This is a genomic window from Microbacterium sp. CCNWLW41, assembly GCF_037083505.1.
Genome location: NZ_JBAOJP010000009.1, coordinates 140283 through 158834, shown reverse-complemented (window position 1 = coordinate 158834; position 18552 = coordinate 140283). Strand labels below are relative to the sequence as shown.

Here is an 18552-nt window from a genome sequence, read left to right as displayed (position 1 = left end):
ATCAGGCGGCGAGCGCCTCGCGCTCGGCGACGATCGCCCGCACCGCGTCGCGCCCGGCGCGATTGGCGCCGACCGTCGACTGCGACGGTCCGTAGCCGATGAGGAACAGCCGTGGCTCGTCGATCGACCGGCCGTTCTCGACGCGGACGCCTCCCTCGGGGGTGCGCAGCCGCAGCGGGGCGAGGTGGTCGAGCGCAGGCCGGAAGCCCGTGGCCCACAGGATCGCATCGGCCGGCTCGAAGGACCCGTCCGGCATGCGCACGCCGTGCTCCTCGATCCCGGTGAACATCGGATGGCGCACGAGCACGCCACGCGCCTCGGCGGCGCGCGCCCACGGCGTCCAGTGCATGCCCGTCACCGAGATGACGCTGCCCGGCGGCAGACCGCGACGGACCCGATCCTCGACCCCGGCGATGGCGGCGACGCGGGCGGGGACGTCGAAGTCCTCGTCGACCCAGTGGGGTTCCCGCCGGGTGACCCAGAACGTGTCGGCCATGTGCGAGATCTCGTCGAGCAGCTGCACGGCCGAGATCCCGGCGCCGACGATCACGACACGCTTGCCGCGGAACTCCTCCGCCGAGACGTAGTCCGCGACGTGGAGCTGCCGGCCGCGGAACCGCTCCTGCCCGCGATAGTGCGGCCAGAAGGGACGTCGCCACGTGCCGGTGGCGTTGACGACGTGCCTTGCGGCCCAGGAGCCGCTGTCGCTCTCGACCACGAGGCGGCCGTCCGAGTCGGCGCGTCGCACCGCCCTCACCCTCACCGGGCGGAGCACGTCGAGCGCGAAGCGCTCCTCGTACGCGGCGAAGTACGCCGGCAGGACGTCGCGGCTGGCGGCCGCCGGGTCGGCGGGCGGAACCGGGAAGCCCGGCAGCTCGTGAATGCCGTTGACCGTCGCCATGCGCAGCGACGCCCACCGGTGCTGCCACGCGCCGCCCGGCCGCACGTCAGCGTCGAGGACGACGAACGACGGATCGGAGGCCGCCGCTCGCGCGAGCGGCACGAAGCCGCGCCGCTGCAGGTGGTAGGCGGCGGACAGGCCAGCCTGCCCGGCGCCGATCACGACGACGTCGACGGGTGCGGGCTCCATACCCCCGACAACCTTCCCCGGCCCGAGGGGATTCCCGGGCCGGGCCGGTGTCAGTTGAGGGCGCGCGTCGACGACGGGATGACGCCACCCCGGTAGAGATCGGCCGCGGTGTCCTGCAGCGCCGTCAGCGCCACGCGCTGCGTCGTCGGGCCGTACGAGATGCGAGCGACCCCGAGCTGCTCGTACTCCGTCGACGAGAGGGCGCCGGGCAGGCCGATGACGCTGATCTTGCGCTCCCCGATGCCGTCCACGAGCTGCCGGGTGACGTCGGCGTTCAGCACTCCCGGTACGAACACGAGGTCGGCGCCGGCGTCGAGGTAGGCGCGCCCGCGCTCGATCGCGTCCGCGATCGACTCCTCCACGGGCCGGTCCCCCGCACGCACGAAGGCGTCGGTGCGGGCGTTGAGCACGAACGGCACGCCCTCGGCCTCACCGGCGGCGACGATGGCCTTCACGGCCGCGACGGCTTCGTCGAGGGGCCGCAGCCGGTCCTCGACGTTGCCGCCCACCACACCCACGCCGATCGCCCGGCGGACGGTCTCGCCCGCGTCGTCGTAGCCGGCGTCGAGGTCGGCGCTCACCGGCAGGTCGCCGGCGGCCTCGACGATGCGGCCGAGCATGTCGAGGGAGACGTCGAGGGGGATGGTGCCGTCACGGTAGCCGAACGACGCGGCGATCGAGTGCCCGGCGGTCGCGATGGCCCGCGTCTCGGGGAGCGCGGCGATGGTCCGGGTCGACACGGCATCCCAGACGTTCACCAGGCGCAGGATCTCGGGGGCGGCGTGCAGCCGGGCGAGGGTCAGTGCTTTCTCGGCGTGAGTGGTCATGGGTTTCACGCTATCGGCGCCCGAGCATGCCGCGGCCCGGTCAGCCCGGATCGATGCGTCCGTCCAGGTACCACCACCGCCCGCTCTGCGTGACGAACCGGCTGCGCTCGTGCAGCACGCCACGCTCGGCGCCGGACCGCCAGCCGGCGCGGAACTCGACGATCCCGCGCTTGTCGCCCTCCGCCCCGGCGTCCACCTCGATGATCTCCAGGCCCGTCCAGCGCTGCGCGGGGTCGAGGGTCAGCTCCTCGGGCCGGGTGCCCGGATGCCACGTGTCGAACAGGTGACGCTCGTCTCCGACGACGAAAGCGGTGTAGCGCGAGCGCATGAGGCGCTCGGCCGTCGGGGCCGGAGTCCCGCGCAGCAGCGGAGCGCAGCATCCGCCGAAAGCGTCTCCGCTGCCGCACGGGCAGGGGTCGGTGTTTGCGACGCGCGGGAAGCCGGTTCCCGGCCCGCCGCGGGCGGCGCCGGACGGCATGTCACGCACCCGCCTTCTCGGCGCACGAGACGCAGCGGGTCGCGAAGGGGCGCGCCCGGAGGCGCGCGATCGGGATGCCTCGCCCGCAGTCCACGCAGACCCCGTAGGTGCCCGCCTCCCAGCGCCGGACAGCCTCGTCGATCTCCCCGATCTCCCTGCGCGCGGCCTCGGCCAGACCGACGGCGCGCGCCCACTCGCCCGACAGCGTGACACCCTCGGGGTCGTGCTCGTCGTCGGCGACATCGGCACCGCGGTCGGCGCGGAGCTCGGCGAGCGTGTCGTCCAGCGTGGCCAGGCGGGCCGACGCCGCGTCGTGCAGCTCGTCGAGGAGCGCGCGCAGCTCGCGCCGGCCCGCGGCGGTGGTCATCGCACGAGGATACGCCCGGATGCCGCGACCGCCGCGGCGGCGTGCCGTGGACGATCCCGGCGCGGCCGCGTGGCGGCGCCCCGGCAGTGCCCGCGCGCGCGTCCGGTGTTTGCACGGCGGAGGCATGGCCGGCTCCCAGGCGGGAGTGCCACCATGGTTGCGTTCACGAGGCGGAGCTGTCCGGTTTCGTCTCGTGCACCGAACGGCGATGCGTCTCGCCCGGACCGTGCGTCCCCCTAGCGCCGGCTTCCCGCGGACCCGCCCGAAGCCGGCGATCCGAGCCCCCGTCGTGATCGCCGGCTTCTCTGTCTTCGGGTGTGGATAACTCGCGAGCCGCTCGCTGCGTGCCGGTTACCGTGGGGGCGTGAGGAATCGCGCGCTCGCAGTCATCGGCACTGCGGTGCTGCTCGCCCTGTCCGGGTGCACGACCCCCGAGCCCGCCACGCCTACTCCCACGGCGGCCTTCTCCACCGAGGAAGAAGCCTTCGCCGCCGCCGAGGAGACCTACCGGGCGTACGTGGATGCGCTGAACCAGGTCGATCTGAGCGACCCGGAGACGTTCGAGGGCGTCTACGAGTGGACGACCGGCGAGGCCAATGCCGGCGAGCGGCGGTCGTTGACAACAATGCACGCCGACGGATGGCGTGTGAGCGGCGACACCGCGATTCAGTCGCTGGACTTGGGCAGCGCGGATCGATACTCCGGGGTTGTAACCCTGCACGTGTGCTCCGACGTCAGCGCGGTAGACGTCGTGGATGAGAACGGCGCCTCTGTCGTCGCAACGGACCGCCCGACCGCTCAGGCGAGTCGCGTGACGCTGGTGACAGTCTCGGCATCCGACACAGGGTTGCTTATCTCGAATATCGGAGGGAGCAGCCACCAATGTGGCGGCTAGCTCTTACGGCCACGCTCGTCATCGCGAGCGTTGCGACTCCCTCGCTGGCTAGCGCCGGCCAAGGCGGCTGCTACAGCGACAGCAGCTGGACGGGCGTCTGTGCATCGAATGACGGAACCCAGGTCGATCTTGCTGGAGATCGGCATGAACGCGGAAGCCGTGACAATGCGAATAGGGCGCCCTCGCAAGACGGCGTCAATCTGACACCCGATCATCCCTCCCCCGCGCCGCCCGAGGACTGCGGGCCGCTGAACCGCTGCATCGAGTACAGCGTGGTGGGGATCCCCGACGTGACGCTCGCCGATCTCGCCTCGTTCCGCCCCTCGCCGCCGACCCTCGGCGGCGAGCCGGCCGGCTTCGGGGTCGTGGGCATGCCGACGAACCTGGTGGCGACGGCATCCGAGGAGCGCATCCCGGGGACCGTGCTGGGCTGGGACGTGACGGTGCGGTTCCTGCCGACCGCGTACGTGTTCGACCACGGCGACGGCACCGTCGGACGCTCCACGACCGGGGGCGCGTCGTGGACGTCGCTCGGACAGGGGCAGTTCACGCCGACCGCGACGAGCCACGTGTACCGGGAGCGCGGCACCTACGACGTGTCGGTGACCGTCGAGTACGCGGCATCCGTCGACTTCGGCAGCGGCGCGTGGCACGCCGTGCCGGGTGTCGTCCGCGCGGCCGGGCCGGGCTACGGCGTCCGCATCGTCGAGGCGCGCACAGCGCTCGTCGACCGGACGTGCGCCGAGGACTCCTCCGCGGCGGGCTGCTGAGCGCCGAACCCGATGGCAGCGCGCAGCCGGCCGGCGAGACGCGCGAGCGCCCGCAGCGGCACGCCGATGACGAGGGCGACCGCACCCGCCGGAGAGGTGTCGCCGCGTCCGAGGGCGACCTTCCGCTCCCACGCATCGCGGAGGGCGCCGCCGCGCCGTGCGAAGGCGGCGCGCCCCGGCAGCATCCCGGCCCGGCGCGCCGTGACCAGCTCCTCGACCCGGTCGGCCCAGTCGTCCTCGGCCGGATCGTGGAAGTAGTTGTCGTCGAGCCACTCGGGGGCGGGATGGCGGAACCGCCGCGCGACGACGTCGTGCTCGGAGGCCAGCAGATCCGCCTCGGCGAGCGTCTCGTTGATCAGCTGCGGCGACACTCCGTAGGTGTCCAGCGCGATGACGGGGATGCCGCGGGCGACCGCCTCGATCGCGGCGGTCGAGCTGACCGTCACGAGCCCCTCGGCGGTCGAGAGCGCCTCCCCCATCGGGCCCGTCGAGGTGACGAGGTTGGGCGGCAGCGGCCCCAGCGAGGCGAGCAGCTCGGGGTATCCGTCCTGCTCGAGGTGGGTCTGGTGCTCCCCGCTCGCGGCCCGCAGCTTCACTACCACCCGCCGCGACGGATCGGCGACGGCCGCCCGCACCATGAGCCGCGCGATCCCGAGTCGGTCGGAGCGGTCGGCGGGCACTTTGGCCTGCGGGGCGAAGACGAGGTCGGTGCCGCCCGTCGCCCCGCGCTCATCGCGCGCGCCTGTCCCCGCCACCGCCGCGCCGCGTGCGAACGGCAGCGTCGCGAGGGCGTAGCGGTGCGCGTAGCCGGTGCGTGCCGACAGGGCGGCGAACTCGCGCAGCTCGCGTCGGGAGTGCACCACGAACAGGTCGCACTGCAGGCGGTACACGACGGCCTTGCGCGTGGCGGGGATCGCGATCCCGGGCAGCCCCGTGACCACGACAGGACGCGGCGCCAGGGCGGCGACATCCCGGGCGAGCACACGGACGAGCGGCCCGCGCGCACCGAGGACGACGACGTCGGCGCGCAGCTCCGACAGCCGCGCGGCGAGCCCGTCGTACGTCACGCGCTCGACCCGGTCACGATCCAGGCCGCTGCCCCGGAGCGCCGCGCGCAGCTGCGGTGCGCTGACCACGAGCGGCGTCTCGAGCACCAGGAGCGAGGCATCCCACCGGTCCGCGACGCCGCCGAGCAGCGCCGCGGCCCACTTCACGTACGAGTCGGTGTCGGCGATCGCGACGATCCGCAGCCGCGCGCCGTCGCCGGTCGTCGCCGTCACGCCGGCACGCGGCGCAGCTTCGCCATCGGCGCGAGCTCGCCGGGGTACACGCGCTTGACGCCGTCGCCGAGCGCGGCTTCGATGACGCGGATGTCGCGCACGAGGTGCGCGAGGCCCGTCGGCTCGAGCGACGCCGCGTGGTCCGAGCCCCACATGGTGCGGTCGAGGGTGATGTGCCGCTCGACGGCCACCGCGCCGAGGGCGACCGCGGCGAGCGAGATCTGCAGCCCGCGCTCGTGCCCCGAGTACCCGACGGGCACGCCCGGATACCGGTCGCGCAGCGTCGGGATCATGCGCAGGTTCGCCTCGGCAGGCTCCATCGGGTAGGTCGAGGTGGCGTGCATCAGCAGCAGGCGGTCGGTTCCCACGATGTCGATCGCCGCGTCGATCTGCTCGATCGTCGACATGCCGGTGGAGAGGATCACGGGCTTGCCGGTGTCGCGCAGCGCCTCCAGCAGCTCGCGGTCGGTCACCGATGCCGACGCCACCTTGTGGGCGACGACGCCGAGGTCCTCGAGGAACGCGATGCTCGGCACGTCCCACGGCGAGGCGAACCACTCGAGGCCGCGCAGCAGCGCGTGATCGGAGATCTCGATGTACTGATCCCGGTCGAACTCCACGCGCCGGCGGTACTCGAGGTACGACATCGTGCCCCACGGGGTCTCGCGGGCGACGTCGCGCATGTGCTCGGGCGTCGCGATCTCGGGGGTGCGCTTCTGGAACTTCACCGCGTCCGCGCCGGCGTCGGCGGCGACGTCGATGAGCCGCTTGGCGAGCTCGACGTCGCCGTTGTGGTTCAGTCCGATCTCGGCGATGACGTAGGCGGGGCGTCCGCCCCCGACGACGCGGGATCCGATGGTGACGGTCATGAGGCCTCCAGTGGTGCGGTGGGGTGATCGGATGCCGCATCGGCGGCGTGTTCGTGGACCTGTCGGGGTGCTCCTGCGGGCGTCGCGGGGCTGCGTCCGGCGAGCACGCGCTCGGCGAGGTCCCGGACGGCGCCGGAGCCCCCGGGCCGGTCGAGGACGACGCGCGCGGCGGAGAGCACGAGCGGGTGCGCGTCGGGGACGGCGACCGGCCACCCGACGAGCTCGAGGCAGGAGAGGTCGTTGACGTCGTTGCCGAGATAGGCGATGCGGGAGAGCGGGATGCCGCGCCCCTTCGCCCAGTCGCGCAGGACGGCCGCCTTGTCGGCCGCTCCCTGCCGCACCTCGACGCCGAGCTTGCGGCCGCGCGCGGCGACGACCGGGTTCGCCTCGGTGGAGAGGATGAGGAAGGGGATGCCGGCCGCACGCAGCAGCGACACGCCCATGCCGTCGGACCTGCTGACGGCGACCGACTCGATGCCGTCCTGATCGACCCGCACCCGGTCATCGGTGTGCACGCCGTCGAAGTCGGTGACGACGGCGTCGACAGGGATCGCCGCGCCGTGGCCGTCGGGCGCCCGGTCGATCAGGCCGGCGACCGCGCGGGCCGTCTCGAGCTCCTGGAGGCTGTCGATCTCGATCGCCGTGCGCGGGTCGACCTCGACGATGCCGATGCTGCCGAAGAAGCGGTGGCGAGCGGCGCGGAGACCGGAGGCCCGCAGGACGTAGAAGCCGCCCGTCTCGAGGTGGTGCGGATCGCGGTCCTGGCGGCGCGGGCGCACGTCGGCGTCGTGGTTGATGGCCTCCGCCGCGCCCCCGCCGCCCTTCCGCCACAGGAACCCGTAGGTCTCGACCGCGGAGAAGACGCTGTCGCGCCGGCGGGAACGCACGAGCTGCACCGCGGTGGTCAGCGCGTCGACGTCGAGGAACGGCGACGTCGCCTGCAGGAAGGCCACGATCCCCGCATCCACCCGCCGCGCCTCGAGCACGTCGAGGGCGTGCAGCAGCGCGCTCTCGGAGCCGGCCTCGTCGCCCGAGAGGTCGGCGGGGCGCTCGACGATCTCGGCGCCCCACTCGGCGGCGACGGCGGCGATGTCGGCGTCGTCGGTGGTCACCACCACGCGGTCGATGGCGGGGCATCGGCGAGCGGCGTCGACGGCGCGCGCCACCAGCGGCACCCCGCCCACGCGCTGCAGGTTCTTGCGCAGGATGCCCTTCGACCCGCCCCGCGCGGGGATGATCGCGACGGCCTCGCTCATGCGGCCGCCCTTCGCGCGGAGGGCCGCGCGGCGCCCGTGCGCACGACGGCGCCCGTGCCCGCCAGCACCAGCGGAAGCGTCGTAGCGGTGCTCGACGGCAGCGTATGGACGTCCAGCGCCTCGCGGGCGCCCGCGAGCACCAGCTCGACCGGCAGCCCTGTCGTATGGATCCGCACCCCGGGCAGCGTCGCGACGGCGTCGAGCTGCTCCTGCGACTCGCGGCGATGCGGCAGATAGACCGCGGCGCCGGCCGTGGCATCCCGCACCCAGCGCAGGTAGTCCACCAGCATCATGCGGCCGTCGACCGGCAGCGCACTGCCGAGCACGATGCGCGGCCCGAGCTCGGGCGCGGCGGGCGCCGTCGCGCGCGTCCAGGAGAAATCGTGTCGACGGATGCCGAAGCCGCGGTCGGCCAGCGCGTCGAAGCGGTCCCCGCCCAGGTCGAAGGCGGTGAACACGCTCACCCGCCGCGCCGCGGCGCGACGGTGCACCAGCTCCGCGGCCAGCGGGGCGACCATCGTCGTGAGACCTCGCTCGTCGACGTGCGGCCGCGCGTACGGGCGCCGGCCCAAGAGCGTGTCGGCGAACGCGACGGCGAGTCCGCCGTCGTCGAGGAACGTGATCCGACGCGGCCGCAGGACGGCGGCGGCCAGACGGAACTGCCCCGAGAAGCCGTCGCCCACGAGCCAGTGGTCATGGCGGGCGAGCAGGCTCCACGGGATGCCGAGGTAGGGCGCGAGCTCGCCGAACGCGGCCCCGCGGGCGAGCAGCTCGTCGGCGGTCGCCGAGATCTGCGCCGTGAGGCGCCCGGCGACCGGGACCGCCGTTCGATGCGCGGCGGCCCACTCGGCGGCGCCGATGAGCTGGAGCGGCGACTCCACCCACGCCAGCACGTCCTCGCGGCCCATGGCGTCTCCTCTCCCCGCTGTCTCCCCACGGTGGGCGCGAGACGTGAACGCGACGGGTGCCGGCAGGCGACCGACGGAGGTCCGGCGGGTGAACGACGCGTGCCGCGGCCCGGTGGGCGCGCCGTCGGATCCGCGTGCCAGGATGAACGCGTGACAGAACGCCTCATGCTGCTGGACTCCGCCTCGCTGTACTTCCGCGCGTTCTACGGCGTCCCCGACACCGTGCGGGCGCCCGACGGCACGCCCGTGAACGCGGTGCGCGGCTTCCTCGACATCATCACGAGGCTCGTGTCCACCTACCGCCCCTCCCACCTCGTCGCCTGCTGGGACGACGATTGGCGGCCGCAGTGGCGGGTCGATCTCATCCCCACCTACAAGACGCACCGCGTCGCCGAGGTCGTCGCCGGCGGGCCCGACGTCGAGGTCGTCCCCGACCCCCTCGAGGTGCAGGTGCCGGTGATCCGCGAGGCGCTGGACACCCTCGGCATCCGGATCGTCGGCGCGGCGGCTCATGAGGCCGACGACGTGATCGGCACCCTCGCGACGACCGCGGCGATGCCCGTCGACATCGTCACGGGCGACCGCGACCTGTTCCAGCTCGTCGACGACGGACGCGACGTGCGCGTGGTCTACACCGCCCGGGGCATGAGCAACCTCGAAGTGCTCACCGACGCGTCGGTCGTGGCGAAGTACGGCGTCCTCCCCTCGCAGTACGCCGACTACGCGACGCTGCGCGGCGACTCGTCGGACGGGCTGCCGGGCGTCGCCGGTATCGGCGAGAAGACCGCGGCCGGCCTGCTCGCGACCCACGGCGATCTCGAGGGCATCATCGCCGCCGCGCAGGCGGGCGAGGGCATGTCGGCGGGGGTGCGCTCCAAGGTGCTGGCGGGTCTGCCCTACCTGGCCGTCGCACCACAGGTGGTCGCGGTCGTCCGCGACCTGCCGCTCGAGGTCCCCGATCCCCGTCTGCGCCCCCTGGACGACAGCGCGAGAGCGGATGCCGCCGCGCTGGCCGAGCGGTGGGCCCTCACCAGCGCGATGACGCGCATCGTCGAGGCCCTGGACGCGCTGTAGGCAGCAGTCGGGCTGTCGTCAGCGGTCGCGCTGCCGTCAGCCGTCGCGCTGCCGTCAGCGGTCGCGGCCCGTCCACGCGCGCAGCCGCTCCAGCGGCCACGTCGTGACGATGCGCTCGGCGGGTACGCCCAGCCGCTCCGCCCGTTCGGCGCCGTAGTCCAGCAGCGAGAGCTGCCCGGGCGCATGGGCGTCCGAATCGATGGAGAAGAGGCATCCGATCTCCAGCGCCAGCGCCATCAGCTCATCCGGCGGGTCCTGCCGCTCGGGGCGCGAGTTGATCTCCACGGCGACGCCGTGCTCGGCGCACGCCTCGAAGACCGCGCGGGGATCGAACGTCGAGGGCGGGCGCGTGCCGCGGGAGCCCTCCACCAGACGCCCGGTGACGTGCCCGAGCACGTCGACGTGCGGGTTGCGCGCCGCCGCGACCAGGCGTCTGGTCATCGGCACGCGCTCCATGCGCAGCTTCGAGTGGGCCGAGGCCACCACGACGTCGAGCTCTCCCAGCAGCTCCGGCTCCTGGTCGAGCGCGCCGTCCTCGAGGATGTCGACCTCGATCCCCGACAGCAGCGTGAACCCGTCCCCGCTCATCCCCCCGACGACCTCGAGCTGCGCCCGCAGGCGCTCGGGCGACAGTCCGTTCGCTACCCGCAGCCGGGGCGAGTGGTCGGTCAGGGCGAGGTACTCGTGCCCGAGCGACCGCGCGGCCGCCACCATGAGGTCGATCGAGGTGAGGCCGTCGGACCAGTCGCTGTGCGAGTGCAGGTCACCGCGCAGCAGGGGCCGCAGCGACGACGTCCGCTGCACCCCGGCGCGCTCCCGCAGGTCGGCGAGGTACCCGGGCACCTCGCCCGACAGCGCCTGCTGGATGACAGCGAACGTGGACTCGCCGATGCCCTTGCGCCGGCGCAGCGATGCGGCATCCCGCAGCTCCTCGTCGCTCAGCCCCGCGATCGCGTCGGCTGCGGCCCGGAACGCCTTGGACTTGTACCGCGACGACCGCTCGCGCTCGAGCAGCGTCGCGATCTCGGTGAGCGCGTCGTGCGGGTTCACGCGTGGCTGCGGGCGAGGTCAGACGACATTCGCCCGCTTGATCACGACGGGGACGTCGGCGAGGCGGTGGATCGCCCACCCGAACAGGATCGCCAGCACTCCCATGCCGGCGGCGAAGAGCGCGACCCCGTAGGCGACCACGGAGGTGAAGAGCGACGCCCGGAGGAAGGACGCCTGCATCACCGTCGCGCGCACCGGGTCGTCCTGGTCGAGCTCGGCGTAGGTCTTCCCGCCGGACGCCTCCAGCGCGTGCTGGTTGATGATGTCGGCCTGCACATAGGCGGTGAAGGGCCCCGTCACCTGCTGCCCCTGGAACGCCGCGGCGTCATCGGGGATCGTGATGTTCTCGGCCGTCAGCTGGGTGGTGACGCCGATCCAGGCGATGATGCCCACGACGATCAGCAGGATGCCGCCGACGATTCCGAGGATGCCCACGGCCTTCACGAGGCCGACCTTCTTCTCGGGGGGCTCGATCACGTCGGCGGTGCGGGGCTCAACCTGGCTCATGCTGCCTCCTCGGAACGGGACGTCTTGCGCCACACGCTAGCGGGGACGCCGCGCGCCGCGGAAGACCACGCGCCGGGAGGGGTCGCGCCGGGGCTCAGGCCGCGAACGACCGCGTGGCCTCGACCCAGCGGTCGAGCGTCGCCGTCGCGGCGCCGCTGTCGATCGCCAGCGCGGCGTCGTCCCGGGCCTCGGCCAGGCGCTCCAGGATGGGCCGCTGCACCTGCGTCGCATCGCGGAACAGCCGGTACGCGACGATTCCGGCGGCGGCATTCAGCAGCACGATGTCGCGCACGGCGCCCGCCTCGCCGTCGAGCACGCGCCGCACCACCTTCGCGTTGTGCGCCGGGTCGCCGCCGAGCAGGTCGTCGATGTCGGCGAGCGGGATGCCCAGATCGCGCGGGTCGAGGTCGTGCTCGTGGATGTCGCCCCGGCTGACCTCCCACAGCCGGCTGTGGCCGGTCGTGGTGAGCTCGTCCAGCCCGTCGTCGCCGCGGAAGACGAGCGCCGTAGCACCCCGGGTGCGGAAGACCCCCGTGATGAGGGGCACCCGGTCGAGGTGCGCGACGCCGACGGCGTTGGCCTCCGCACGCGCCGGGTTGCACAGCGGGCCGAGGAAGTTGAACACGGTCGGCACGCCCAGCTCGGCGCGCGTGGCGCCGGCGTGACGGAAGCCGGGGTGGAAGGCCGCCGCGAACGCGAACGTGATGCCCGCGCGGGACAGCGTCTCGGCCACCGCCTCGGGCGGGAGCGCGAGGTCGACCCCGAGGGCGGCCAGAACGTCCGACGAGCCCGACGACGAGCTCGCCGCCTTGTTTCCGTGCTTGACCACGGGGACGCCGGATGCCGCGGCCACCAGTGCCGCCATGGTCGAGACGTTCACCGTGCCGAAGCGATCGCCGCCGGTGCCGACGATGTCGAGCACCGCGGCGTCGACGGGGAGCGGGAGGGCCGCCTCGAGGATCGCGTCGCGGAAGCCCACGATCTCGTCGACCGTCTCGCCCTTCGCCCGCAGCGCGACCAGGAAGCCGGCCAGCTGCGAGGGCGTCGCACTGCCCGACATGATCTGCCGCATCGCCCACGTCGACTCCGACACGCTGAGGTCGCGGCGCTCGAGGAGCGCGGTCAGGATCGCCGGCCAGGTGTACAACTCCGCCATAACGAAGAAGCCTAGCCGGGCCCGTGAATCGGAACCTTTTCGTGACACGGCGTCCCGGCGGCGCCGATTCCGCGTCTTCACCACGTGTTCAGGGCAGAGTCGCAGGGAACTCTTAGGTTCTCCTAACTTCACATCCGGCCGAAGAGATGGTCCGCGGTGCGGAACTCTGCGTCCCGAATCGGCCATAATGGGGAGCGTGACGACCTCCACAGCGACCTACTCGCAGGCCATGCGGTCCGTCAAGCGGCCGGATCCGGTCGCTGTCGGCACCATCGTGTGGCTCGGCAGCGAGGTGATGTTCTTCGCGGGCCTGTTCGCGATCTACTTCACCCTCCGAAGCACCTCCCCCGAACTGTGGGCGGAAGAGACGCAGCTTCTGAACATCCCGTACGCGACCGTCAACACGATCATCCTCGTGCTGTCGTCCGTCACGTGCCAGATGGGCGTCTTCGCCGCCGAGCGCTTCCAGCCGTATTCGACCAAGAAGCGCGGCTGGCTGGGCTGGGGCATGGTCGAGTGGTTCTGGCTGACCTTCGCACTCGGTGCGATCTTCGTCTCGGGCCAGGTGTGGGAGTACGCACAGCTCGTCGCCGAGGGCATGCCCATCACGGCCAACGCCTACGCGTCCGCCTTCTACCTGACCACCGGCTTCCACGCCCTCCACGTCACCGGCGGCCTCATCGCGTTCCTGCTCGTCATCGGGCGCGCGTACGCCGTCAAGAACTTCGGGCGCAAAGAGATGACGTCCTCGATCGTCGTGTCGTACTACTGGCACTTCGTCGACGTCGTCTGGATCGCCCTCTTCCTCGTCATCTACTTCCTCAAGTGAGAGCGGAGCTGAACCCCGACATGGCACGAGAGACCACGCGCCGCTCGAAAGGCCGCCGCAGCCCCTGGGCCGCCGCAGCGCTCATCGGCATCGGCCTGCTCATCACCGGCGGCGTCTACGCGGGCGCCTCCGCCGCGATGGCCGCCACGACCACCGAGACCGCGGTGGACTCCGCGCTGACCGTCGAGGACGGCGAGCGGCTGTTCCAGGCCAACTGCGCCACCTGCCACGGGCTCGACGTGCAGGGCACCGAGGACGGCCCGTCGCTCTACGGCGTCGGCGAGCTGGCGGTGCACTTCCAGATGAGCACGGGCCGCATGCCGCTGCAGGCGCAGGGGCCGCAGGCCCCGCAGAAGCCGGTGCAGTTCACCGACGAGCAGATCGAGGCGATCGGCGCCTACATCCAGTCGATCGCACCCGGACCGACCTTCCCCGACGAGGAGGTCCTGGACGGCGAGGGCAACGCGGCCGAGGGCGGCGAGCTGTTCCGCATCAACTGCGCGATGTGCCACAACGTCGCCGGCGCCGGCGGTGCGCTCACCGAGGGCAAGTACGCCCCGGCGCTGCACACCACGACGCCTCTCAACATGTACGCGGCCATGGTCACCGGTCCGCAGAACATGCCGGTGTTCAACGACATGACGCTGACCACCGAAGAGAAGCGCGACATCATCACCTACCTGCTCTACCTGCAGGACAACGAGTCCGCGGGCGGGTTCTCGCTCGGCTCGCTCGGCCCGGTCTCCGAGGGCCTCTTCATCTGGATCTTCGGGATCGGTTCGCTGATCGCCATCACCGTGTGGATCACGGCGAAGTCCAACTGATCGACGAACACCACAGCAACACTTGACGAGGAGCAGCATGGCCCACGTGGACGACCCGCTCGAGCACGAGAGGGCTACCTGGAAGCCCTCCCCCGGGCTCGCCGTCGCGGTCCCCGACCCGGTCACCAACCCTGGCCTCCCCCCGCACCGCGAGCGGATGACCGACAAGGACCCCGCTTCGATGAAGCGCGCGGTCCGCACGGTCTACACCCTGTTCTACCTGTCGATCGCGGGCAGCATCTGGGCGGTCGCCGCCTACATGCTGTTCCCCATCGAGAGCGGGCGGATCGTCGACATCCGCGCGAACAACCTCTTCATCGGTCTCGGCATCGCGTTCGCGCTGCTGGCCATCGGCATCGGCGCGATCCACTGGTCGAAGGCCGTCATGTCCGACAAGGAGTTCGTCGAGCCCCGCCACGCGACCCGCGGACGCGACACGACGCGTGCGGCCGCCATCCAGGCGTTCGCCGACGCCGACGCCGACTCGGGCTTCGGTCGCCGGGTCATGATCCGCAACTCGCTGTTCGCCGCGCTGGCCGCCTCGATCGTGCCCGGTGTCGTGCTGTTCCGCGGCCTCGCGCCCTTCAGCTCCCCCGAGCACCCGCACGCGGGCGACCCGGTGTTCCTCCTCGAGCACACCATGTGGACCGAGGGAATGCGTCTCGCGCACGACCCGACCGGCGAGCCGATCCGCGCCGCCGACCTGACCCTCGGCTCCGCCGTGCACGTCATCCCCGAGGCGCTGGCCGAGCTGTCGCACAGCGAGGGCTACCTCGAAGAGAAGGCGAAGGCCCTCGTCCTCCTCGTCCGTCTGCTCCCCGAGCAGCTGACCGAGCCCGAGGACCGCAAGGACTGGTCGTACGACGGCATCGTCGCCTACTCCAAGGTGTGCACGCACGTCGGCTGCCCGGTCGCGCTGTACGAGCAGCAGACCCACCACCTGCTGTGCCCCTGCCACCAGTCGCAGTTCGACGTGACCGACCAGGCGAAGGTCATCTTCGGCCCGGCCGCCCGCCCGCTGCCGCAGCTGCCCATCACCGTCGACGATGAGGGCTACCTCGTCGCGCGCAGCGACTTCACCGAACCCGTCGGCCCGAGCTTCTGGGAGCGTCATTGAGCACCCCAACCGTCACCCAGCCTGAGGCTCCCGGCGCTCCCGTCTCCTCGAACGGGCGCGACAAGCCTCTCGGCGGCCGCTTCATCGGCGCCACCGCCAACTACATCGACGAGCGCACGAGCCTCTCCGGCTTCGTGAAGGAGCTCGGACGCAAGATCTTCCCCGACCACTGGTCGTTCATGCTGGGCGAGATCGCGATGTGGGCGTTCGTCGTCGTCCTGCTCTCGGGAACGTTCCTGACGTTCTTCTTCCAGGCCTCGATGACCGAGACGCACTACGACGGCGCCTACCTGCCCATGCGCGGCATCGAGATGTCGGCGGCGATGGCCTCGACGCTCGAGATCTCGTTCGACCTGCGCGGCGGACTCCTCGTCCGCCAGATCCACCACTGGGGCGCGCTCGTGTTCGTCGCCGGCATCGGCGTGCACATGCTCCGCGTGTTCTTCACCGGCGCCTTCCGCAAGCCGCGCGAGCTCAACTGGGTGATCGGCTTCGTCCTGTTCGTCCTGGCGATGGGCGAGGGCTTCACCGGATACTCGCTCCCCGATGACGTCCTGTCGGGCAACGGCCTGCGCATCATCGACGGCATGGTCAAGGGCATCCCGCTGATCGGCACGTGGACCTCGTTCCTGCTGTTCGGCGGCGAGTTCCCCGGCACCGCCATCGTCGGACGCCTGTACACCCTGCACATCCTGCTGCTGCCGGCGATCCTGGTGGCCCTGCTGGTCGTGCACCTCATGCTGATGGTGATCAACAAGCACACGCAGTTCGCGGGGGCCGGTCGCACCAACAGCGTCGTCGTCGGCTACCCGATGATGCCCGTGTACATGTCGAAGATGGGCGGCTTCCTGTTCATCACGTTCGGCGTGATCGTGCTCATCGCGTCGCTGTTCACGATCAACCCGATCTGGAACTACGGGCCCTACGACCCGTCCCCCGTGTCCGCCGGCACCCAGCCGGACTGGTACATCGGCTTCGCGGACGGCATGCTGCGCCTCATCCCGCCGGGCTGGGAGGTCGTCTTCCTCGACCGCACGTGGTCGTTCAACATCCTGGTTCCGCTCGGCATCATCGGCATCTTCCTGGTGCTGGTCATCATCTACCCCTTCATCGAGGCGTGGGTGACCGGCGACAAGCGCGAGCACCACATCGCCCAGCGCCCGCGCAACGCGGCCACCCGCACCGCCATCGGCGCGGCCGGTGTCACGTTCTACGCGGTCATGTGGGCGGCGGCGTCGTCCGACATCATCGCCACGCACTTCTGGCTCACGATGGAAGGTGTCATCCACACCCTCCAGGTGCTGCTGATCATCGGCCCGATCATCGCGTACTTCGTCACCAAGCGCATCTGCATCGCCCTTCAGAAGAAGGACCGCGAGATCGTGCTGCACGGCTACGAGTCGGGCCGCATCGTCCGCCTCCCGGGCGGCGAGTACATCGAGGTGCACCAGCCGGTCGACGAGTACGAGCGCTTCAAGCTCGCCGACTTCGACTCCTACGAGCCGCTCGTCGTGCGTCCGAACGCCAAGGGCCGCATTCCGTGGCACGAGAACCTCCGCGCGTCCATCTCGCGCTGGTTCTTCGAGGACCGCCTCACCCCGGTGACGCAGAGCGAGCTGGACGCGGCGCTGGCCCACCAGCACCACGACCTCGAGCACATCGCGGCGGAGGAAGACCTCGAGCTGCAGGGCGCCCACGAGCGCGCCGGTGTGCCGGATGCCCCGCACAAGCCGATCGATGACGGCAAGCACGGCGAGATCCCGGTGCGCCCCTCGAACGTCATCGTCCCCGAGCCGGATGCAGGCACCAAGGCGCCGCGCAACCGCGAGAAGGAGCCCGGCGCGTAGAGCTCGACGCTTCGCCGACGGATGCCTCGGCACGATCACCCGATCGTGCCGGGGCATCCGTCATGTCGGCCTGATAGGTGCGCGACGACGCCACCTCGTCTCGAACGGCAGGAATCGCACGGCCGGTGTCCGACGTCCGGACGGCCGCCGCGGCGCGCCTGCCTTAGCGTGGAAGCATGATCGACGCGCTCTCGTACTTCTCCGCCAAGCTCGCCCTCGAGACCGATGCCTCCGACGTGTACGCCGCCCAGAAGGCCGGCGAGCAGTTCGTGCTCGTCGATGTGCGGGGCGACGAGGCGTGGGCGCAGGGGCGCGTTCCCGGGGCCGTCCACATGCCGTACCGCGAGATCGCCGAGCGTGCTCTGCAGGAGATCGACCGGTCGACACCGGTCGTCGTGTACTGCTGGAGCCCCGGCTGCAACGCCGGAGCGAAGGGCGCGGTGGAGTTCGCGAAGCTCGGGTACAGCGTCAGGGAGATGATCGGCGGCTACGAGTACTGGGTCCGCGAAGGACAGCCCGTCGAGAACGACGAAGGCCCGCTCCCCCGCGTCTTCGACGCGCAGGTCATGGTCGTGCGCGCGCCCGTGGCCGGCTGAGCGTACCGCTCCCCGGGGTAGCGGCTCGTCCTACAGCCCCTCCATGAAGCGCACGGCGGCGGACCCGTAGAACGCCGTGCCCGCCGTCTCGCCGGCATCGACCCCGGAGTCCGGGAGCACGTCGCACACGACGACCGTCACGTTGTCGTGCGTTCCGGCGGTCAGCGCCAGCTCCACGCACGCACGCGCGGCCTCAGCAGGGTCGGGATGCCAGGCGAGCATCGCGTGGATCTCGGCCTCGGGAACGTAGTCGGTGAGCCCGTCGCTGCACAGCATCCACCTGTCGCCGATGCGCGCCTCGTGCACGTCGACACTGGCCGCGTCGCGCTCCCTGCCGCCCAGCGACGCCGTGATGATGTTCCGGTGCGGATGCGCCAGCGCGTCCTCCGCCGACACCAGCCCCTGCTCCAGCAGCGCCTGGACGAGCGAGTCGTCGCGGCTCTGCTGCACGAGCGCCGCGTCCCGAAGCCGGTACGCACGGGAGTCGCCCGTGTGCGCCAGGAGGAGATCCCCGGCACTCGACACGAACAGTCCGGTGAATGTGGTGGCCATGCCGCTGAGGGTCACGTCCCGCTCCACGTGCGCACGCAGGTCCCAGTTCGCCGCCCGGACGCTCGTCGCCAGCGCCTCCGGCTCCACAGCGCCGACGCGTCCGGCGGCCAGCCGGTGGACGAATGCGGCCGAGGCGAGGTCGCCTGCGGGGCCGCCGCCGACGCCGTCCGCCACGGCAGCACCCCAGGGGGCCGTGAACGCCGCATCCTGGTTCACCGCCCGATGCGGGCCGATGTCCGAGTATGCGGCCGCATGCAGCC

20 protein-coding genes are annotated in these 18552 nt (G+C 71.8%); 8 read left to right on the top strand and 12 right to left on the bottom strand.

Features of this window, described 5'->3' with window-relative positions:
• Nucleotide 1 precedes the first annotated feature (1 nt).
• The 4 genes from V6R91_RS27255 to V6R91_RS27240 are packed head-to-tail and all read right to left on the bottom strand — an operon-like array spanning nt 2 to nt 2762.
• Nucleotides 2–1090: an NAD(P)-binding domain-containing protein gene (locus V6R91_RS27255; RefSeq protein ID WP_336397829.1), complete on the bottom strand. Its 1089-nt coding sequence runs from the start codon at nt 1088–1090 to the stop codon at nt 2–4.
• Between the two features lie 50 nt (nt 1091–1140).
• The gene (locus V6R91_RS27250) at nt 1141–1917 is read right to left on the bottom strand and encodes an isocitrate lyase/PEP mutase family protein (RefSeq protein ID WP_336397828.1); all 777 of its coding nucleotides are present in this window, start codon (nt 1915–1917) and stop codon (nt 1141–1143) included.
• A 40-nt stretch (nt 1918–1957) separates the two neighbouring features.
• Nucleotides 1958–2395 (bottom strand): YchJ family protein, encoded by a 438-nt coding sequence (locus V6R91_RS27245; protein WP_336398052.1) that lies wholly within the window; start codon nt 2393–2395, stop codon nt 1958–1960.
• Nucleotide 2396: 1 nt separating this feature from the next.
• On the bottom strand, nt 2397–2762 hold the full coding sequence (locus tag V6R91_RS27240; protein WP_336397827.1) for a TraR/DksA family transcriptional regulator: 366 nt from the start codon (nt 2760–2762) through the stop codon (nt 2397–2399).
• A gap of 364 nt (nt 2763–3126) precedes the next feature.
• On the opposite strand from V6R91_RS27240, the gene V6R91_RS27235 reads away from it, so the two are divergent.
• Entirely contained in the window at nt 3127–3657 is a 531-nt protein-coding gene (locus V6R91_RS27235) for a hypothetical protein (protein WP_336397826.1), read from the top strand.
• A gap of 275 nt (nt 3658–3932) precedes the next feature.
• Entirely contained in the window at nt 3933–4427 is a 495-nt protein-coding gene (locus V6R91_RS27230; protein WP_336397825.1) for a hypothetical protein, read from the top strand.
• Here V6R91_RS27230 and V6R91_RS27225 read toward each other — a convergent pair.
• From V6R91_RS27225 to V6R91_RS27210, 4 genes are read right to left on the bottom strand one after another with little or no spacing between them, the layout of a single operon-like run.
• Complete coding sequence (locus tag V6R91_RS27225; protein ID WP_336397824.1) at nt 4346–5707, bottom strand: DUF6716 putative glycosyltransferase; 1362 nt, start codon at nt 5705–5707, stop codon at nt 4346–4348. The two genes, V6R91_RS27230 and V6R91_RS27225, sit on opposite strands and share 82 nt — an antisense overlap.
• The gene (locus V6R91_RS27220) at nt 5704–6576 is read right to left on the bottom strand and encodes an N-acetylneuraminate synthase family protein (RefSeq protein WP_336397823.1); all 873 of its coding nucleotides are present in this window, start codon (nt 6574–6576) and stop codon (nt 5704–5706) included. Before V6R91_RS27220 ends, V6R91_RS27225 begins: the two co-directional genes overlap by 4 nt.
• A complete protein-coding gene (locus V6R91_RS27215) occupies nt 6573–7832 on the bottom strand; it encodes an acylneuraminate cytidylyltransferase (RefSeq protein WP_336397821.1) in 1260 nt (419 codons plus the stop codon). Before V6R91_RS27215 ends, V6R91_RS27220 begins: the two co-directional genes overlap by 4 nt.
• A complete protein-coding gene (locus V6R91_RS27210) occupies nt 7829–8740 on the bottom strand; it encodes a hypothetical protein (protein ID WP_336397820.1) in 912 nt (303 codons plus the stop codon). Before V6R91_RS27210 ends, V6R91_RS27215 begins: the two co-directional genes overlap by 4 nt.
• 150 nt (nt 8741–8890) lie before the next feature.
• Here V6R91_RS27210 and V6R91_RS27205 point away from each other — a divergent pair, with 150 nt between their 5' ends.
• Nucleotides 8891–9814, top strand: coding sequence for a 5'-3' exonuclease (locus V6R91_RS27205; protein ID WP_336397819.1), 924 nt, complete (start codon nt 8891–8893; stop codon nt 9812–9814).
• A 54-nt stretch (nt 9815–9868) separates the two neighbouring features.
• On the opposite strand, the gene V6R91_RS27200 is transcribed toward V6R91_RS27205, so the two are convergent.
• From V6R91_RS27200 to trpD, 3 genes are all read right to left on the bottom strand, one after another.
• On the bottom strand, nt 9869–10864 hold the full coding sequence (locus tag V6R91_RS27200) for a PHP domain-containing protein (protein WP_336397818.1): 996 nt from the start codon (nt 10862–10864) through the stop codon (nt 9869–9871).
• 18 nt (nt 10865–10882) lie between these two features.
• The gene (locus V6R91_RS27195) at nt 10883–11371 is read right to left on the bottom strand and encodes an aromatic ring-opening dioxygenase LigA (RefSeq protein WP_336397817.1); all 489 of its coding nucleotides are present in this window, start codon (nt 11369–11371) and stop codon (nt 10883–10885) included.
• Nucleotides 11372–11465: 94 nt separating this feature from the next.
• A complete protein-coding gene (trpD, locus tag V6R91_RS27190) occupies nt 11466–12527 on the bottom strand; it encodes an anthranilate phosphoribosyltransferase (protein ID WP_336397816.1) in 1062 nt (353 codons plus the stop codon).
• A 187-nt stretch (nt 12528–12714) separates the two neighbouring features.
• Between trpD and ctaE the strand changes: the two genes are divergently transcribed.
• From ctaE to V6R91_RS27165, 5 genes are all read left to right on the top strand, one after another.
• Nucleotides 12715–13356, top strand: coding sequence for an aa3-type cytochrome oxidase subunit III (gene ctaE / locus V6R91_RS27185; RefSeq protein ID WP_336397815.1), 642 nt, complete (start codon nt 12715–12717; stop codon nt 13354–13356).
• A gap of 20 nt (nt 13357–13376) precedes the next feature.
• Nucleotides 13377–14180 carry a cytochrome bc1 complex diheme cytochrome c subunit gene (gene qcrC / locus V6R91_RS27180; protein ID WP_336397814.1) on the top strand — a complete coding sequence of 268 codons (804 nt, stop codon included), beginning with the start codon at nt 13377–13379 and terminating at the stop codon, nt 14178–14180.
• A gap of 37 nt (nt 14181–14217) precedes the next feature.
• Nucleotides 14218–15297: a cytochrome bc1 complex Rieske iron-sulfur subunit gene (gene qcrA, locus V6R91_RS27175; protein ID WP_336397813.1), complete on the top strand. Its 1080-nt coding sequence runs from the start codon at nt 14218–14220 to the stop codon at nt 15295–15297.
• Complete coding sequence (gene qcrB, locus V6R91_RS27170; RefSeq protein ID WP_378880524.1) at nt 15294–17144, top strand: cytochrome bc1 complex cytochrome b subunit; 1851 nt, start codon at nt 15294–15296, stop codon at nt 17142–17144. Before qcrA ends, qcrB begins: the two co-directional genes overlap by 4 nt.
• A gap of 176 nt (nt 17145–17320) precedes the next feature.
• Nucleotides 17321–17740, top strand: a complete 420-nt coding sequence (locus tag V6R91_RS27165) for a rhodanese-like domain-containing protein (protein WP_336397812.1) — start codon at nt 17321–17323, stop codon at nt 17738–17740.
• A gap of 30 nt (nt 17741–17770) precedes the next feature.
• Here the strand turns inward: V6R91_RS27165 and V6R91_RS27160 are convergent, their stop codons facing one another.
• On the bottom strand, nt 17771–18508 hold the full coding sequence (locus V6R91_RS27160) for a PP2C family protein-serine/threonine phosphatase (protein ID WP_336397811.1): 738 nt from the start codon (nt 18506–18508) through the stop codon (nt 17771–17773).
• Nucleotides 18509–18552 lie beyond the last annotated feature (44 nt).

Coding starts and splice junctions, on each gene's coding strand:
- V6R91_RS27255 (WP_336397829.1), bottom strand. CDS start 1,090: ATGGAGCCCGCACCCGTCGACGTCGTCGTGATCGGCGCCGGGCAGGCT.
- V6R91_RS27250 (WP_336397828.1), bottom strand. CDS start 1,917: ATGACCACTCACGCCGAGAAAGCACTGACCCTCGCCCGGCTGCACGCC.
- V6R91_RS27245 (WP_336398052.1), bottom strand. CDS start 2,395: ATGCCGTCCGGCGCCGCCCGCGGCGGGCCGGGAACCGGCTTCCCGCGC.
- V6R91_RS27240 (WP_336397827.1), bottom strand. CDS start 2,762: ATGACCACCGCCGCGGGCCGGCGCGAGCTGCGCGCGCTCCTCGACGAG.
- V6R91_RS27220 (WP_336397823.1), bottom strand. CDS start 6,576: ATGACCGTCACCATCGGATCCCGCGTCGTCGGGGGCGGACGCCCCGCC.
- V6R91_RS27215 (WP_336397821.1), bottom strand. CDS start 7,832: ATGAGCGAGGCCGTCGCGATCATCCCCGCGCGGGGCGGGTCGAAGGGC.
- V6R91_RS27210 (WP_336397820.1), bottom strand. CDS start 8,740: ATGGGCCGCGAGGACGTGCTGGCGTGGGTGGAGTCGCCGCTCCAGCTC.
- V6R91_RS27195 (WP_336397817.1), bottom strand. CDS start 11,371: ATGAGCCAGGTTGAGCCCCGCACCGCCGACGTGATCGAGCCCCCCGAG.
- trpD (WP_336397816.1), bottom strand. CDS start 12,527: ATGGCGGAGTTGTACACCTGGCCGGCGATCCTGACCGCGCTCCTCGAG.
- ctaE (WP_336397815.1), top strand. CDS start 12,715: ATGGGGAGCGTGACGACCTCCACAGCGACCTACTCGCAGGCCATGCGG.
- qcrC (WP_336397814.1), top strand. CDS start 13,377: ATGGCACGAGAGACCACGCGCCGCTCGAAAGGCCGCCGCAGCCCCTGG.
- qcrA (WP_336397813.1), top strand. CDS start 14,218: ATGGCCCACGTGGACGACCCGCTCGAGCACGAGAGGGCTACCTGGAAG.
- V6R91_RS27165 (WP_336397812.1), top strand. CDS start 17,321: ATGATCGACGCGCTCTCGTACTTCTCCGCCAAGCTCGCCCTCGAGACC.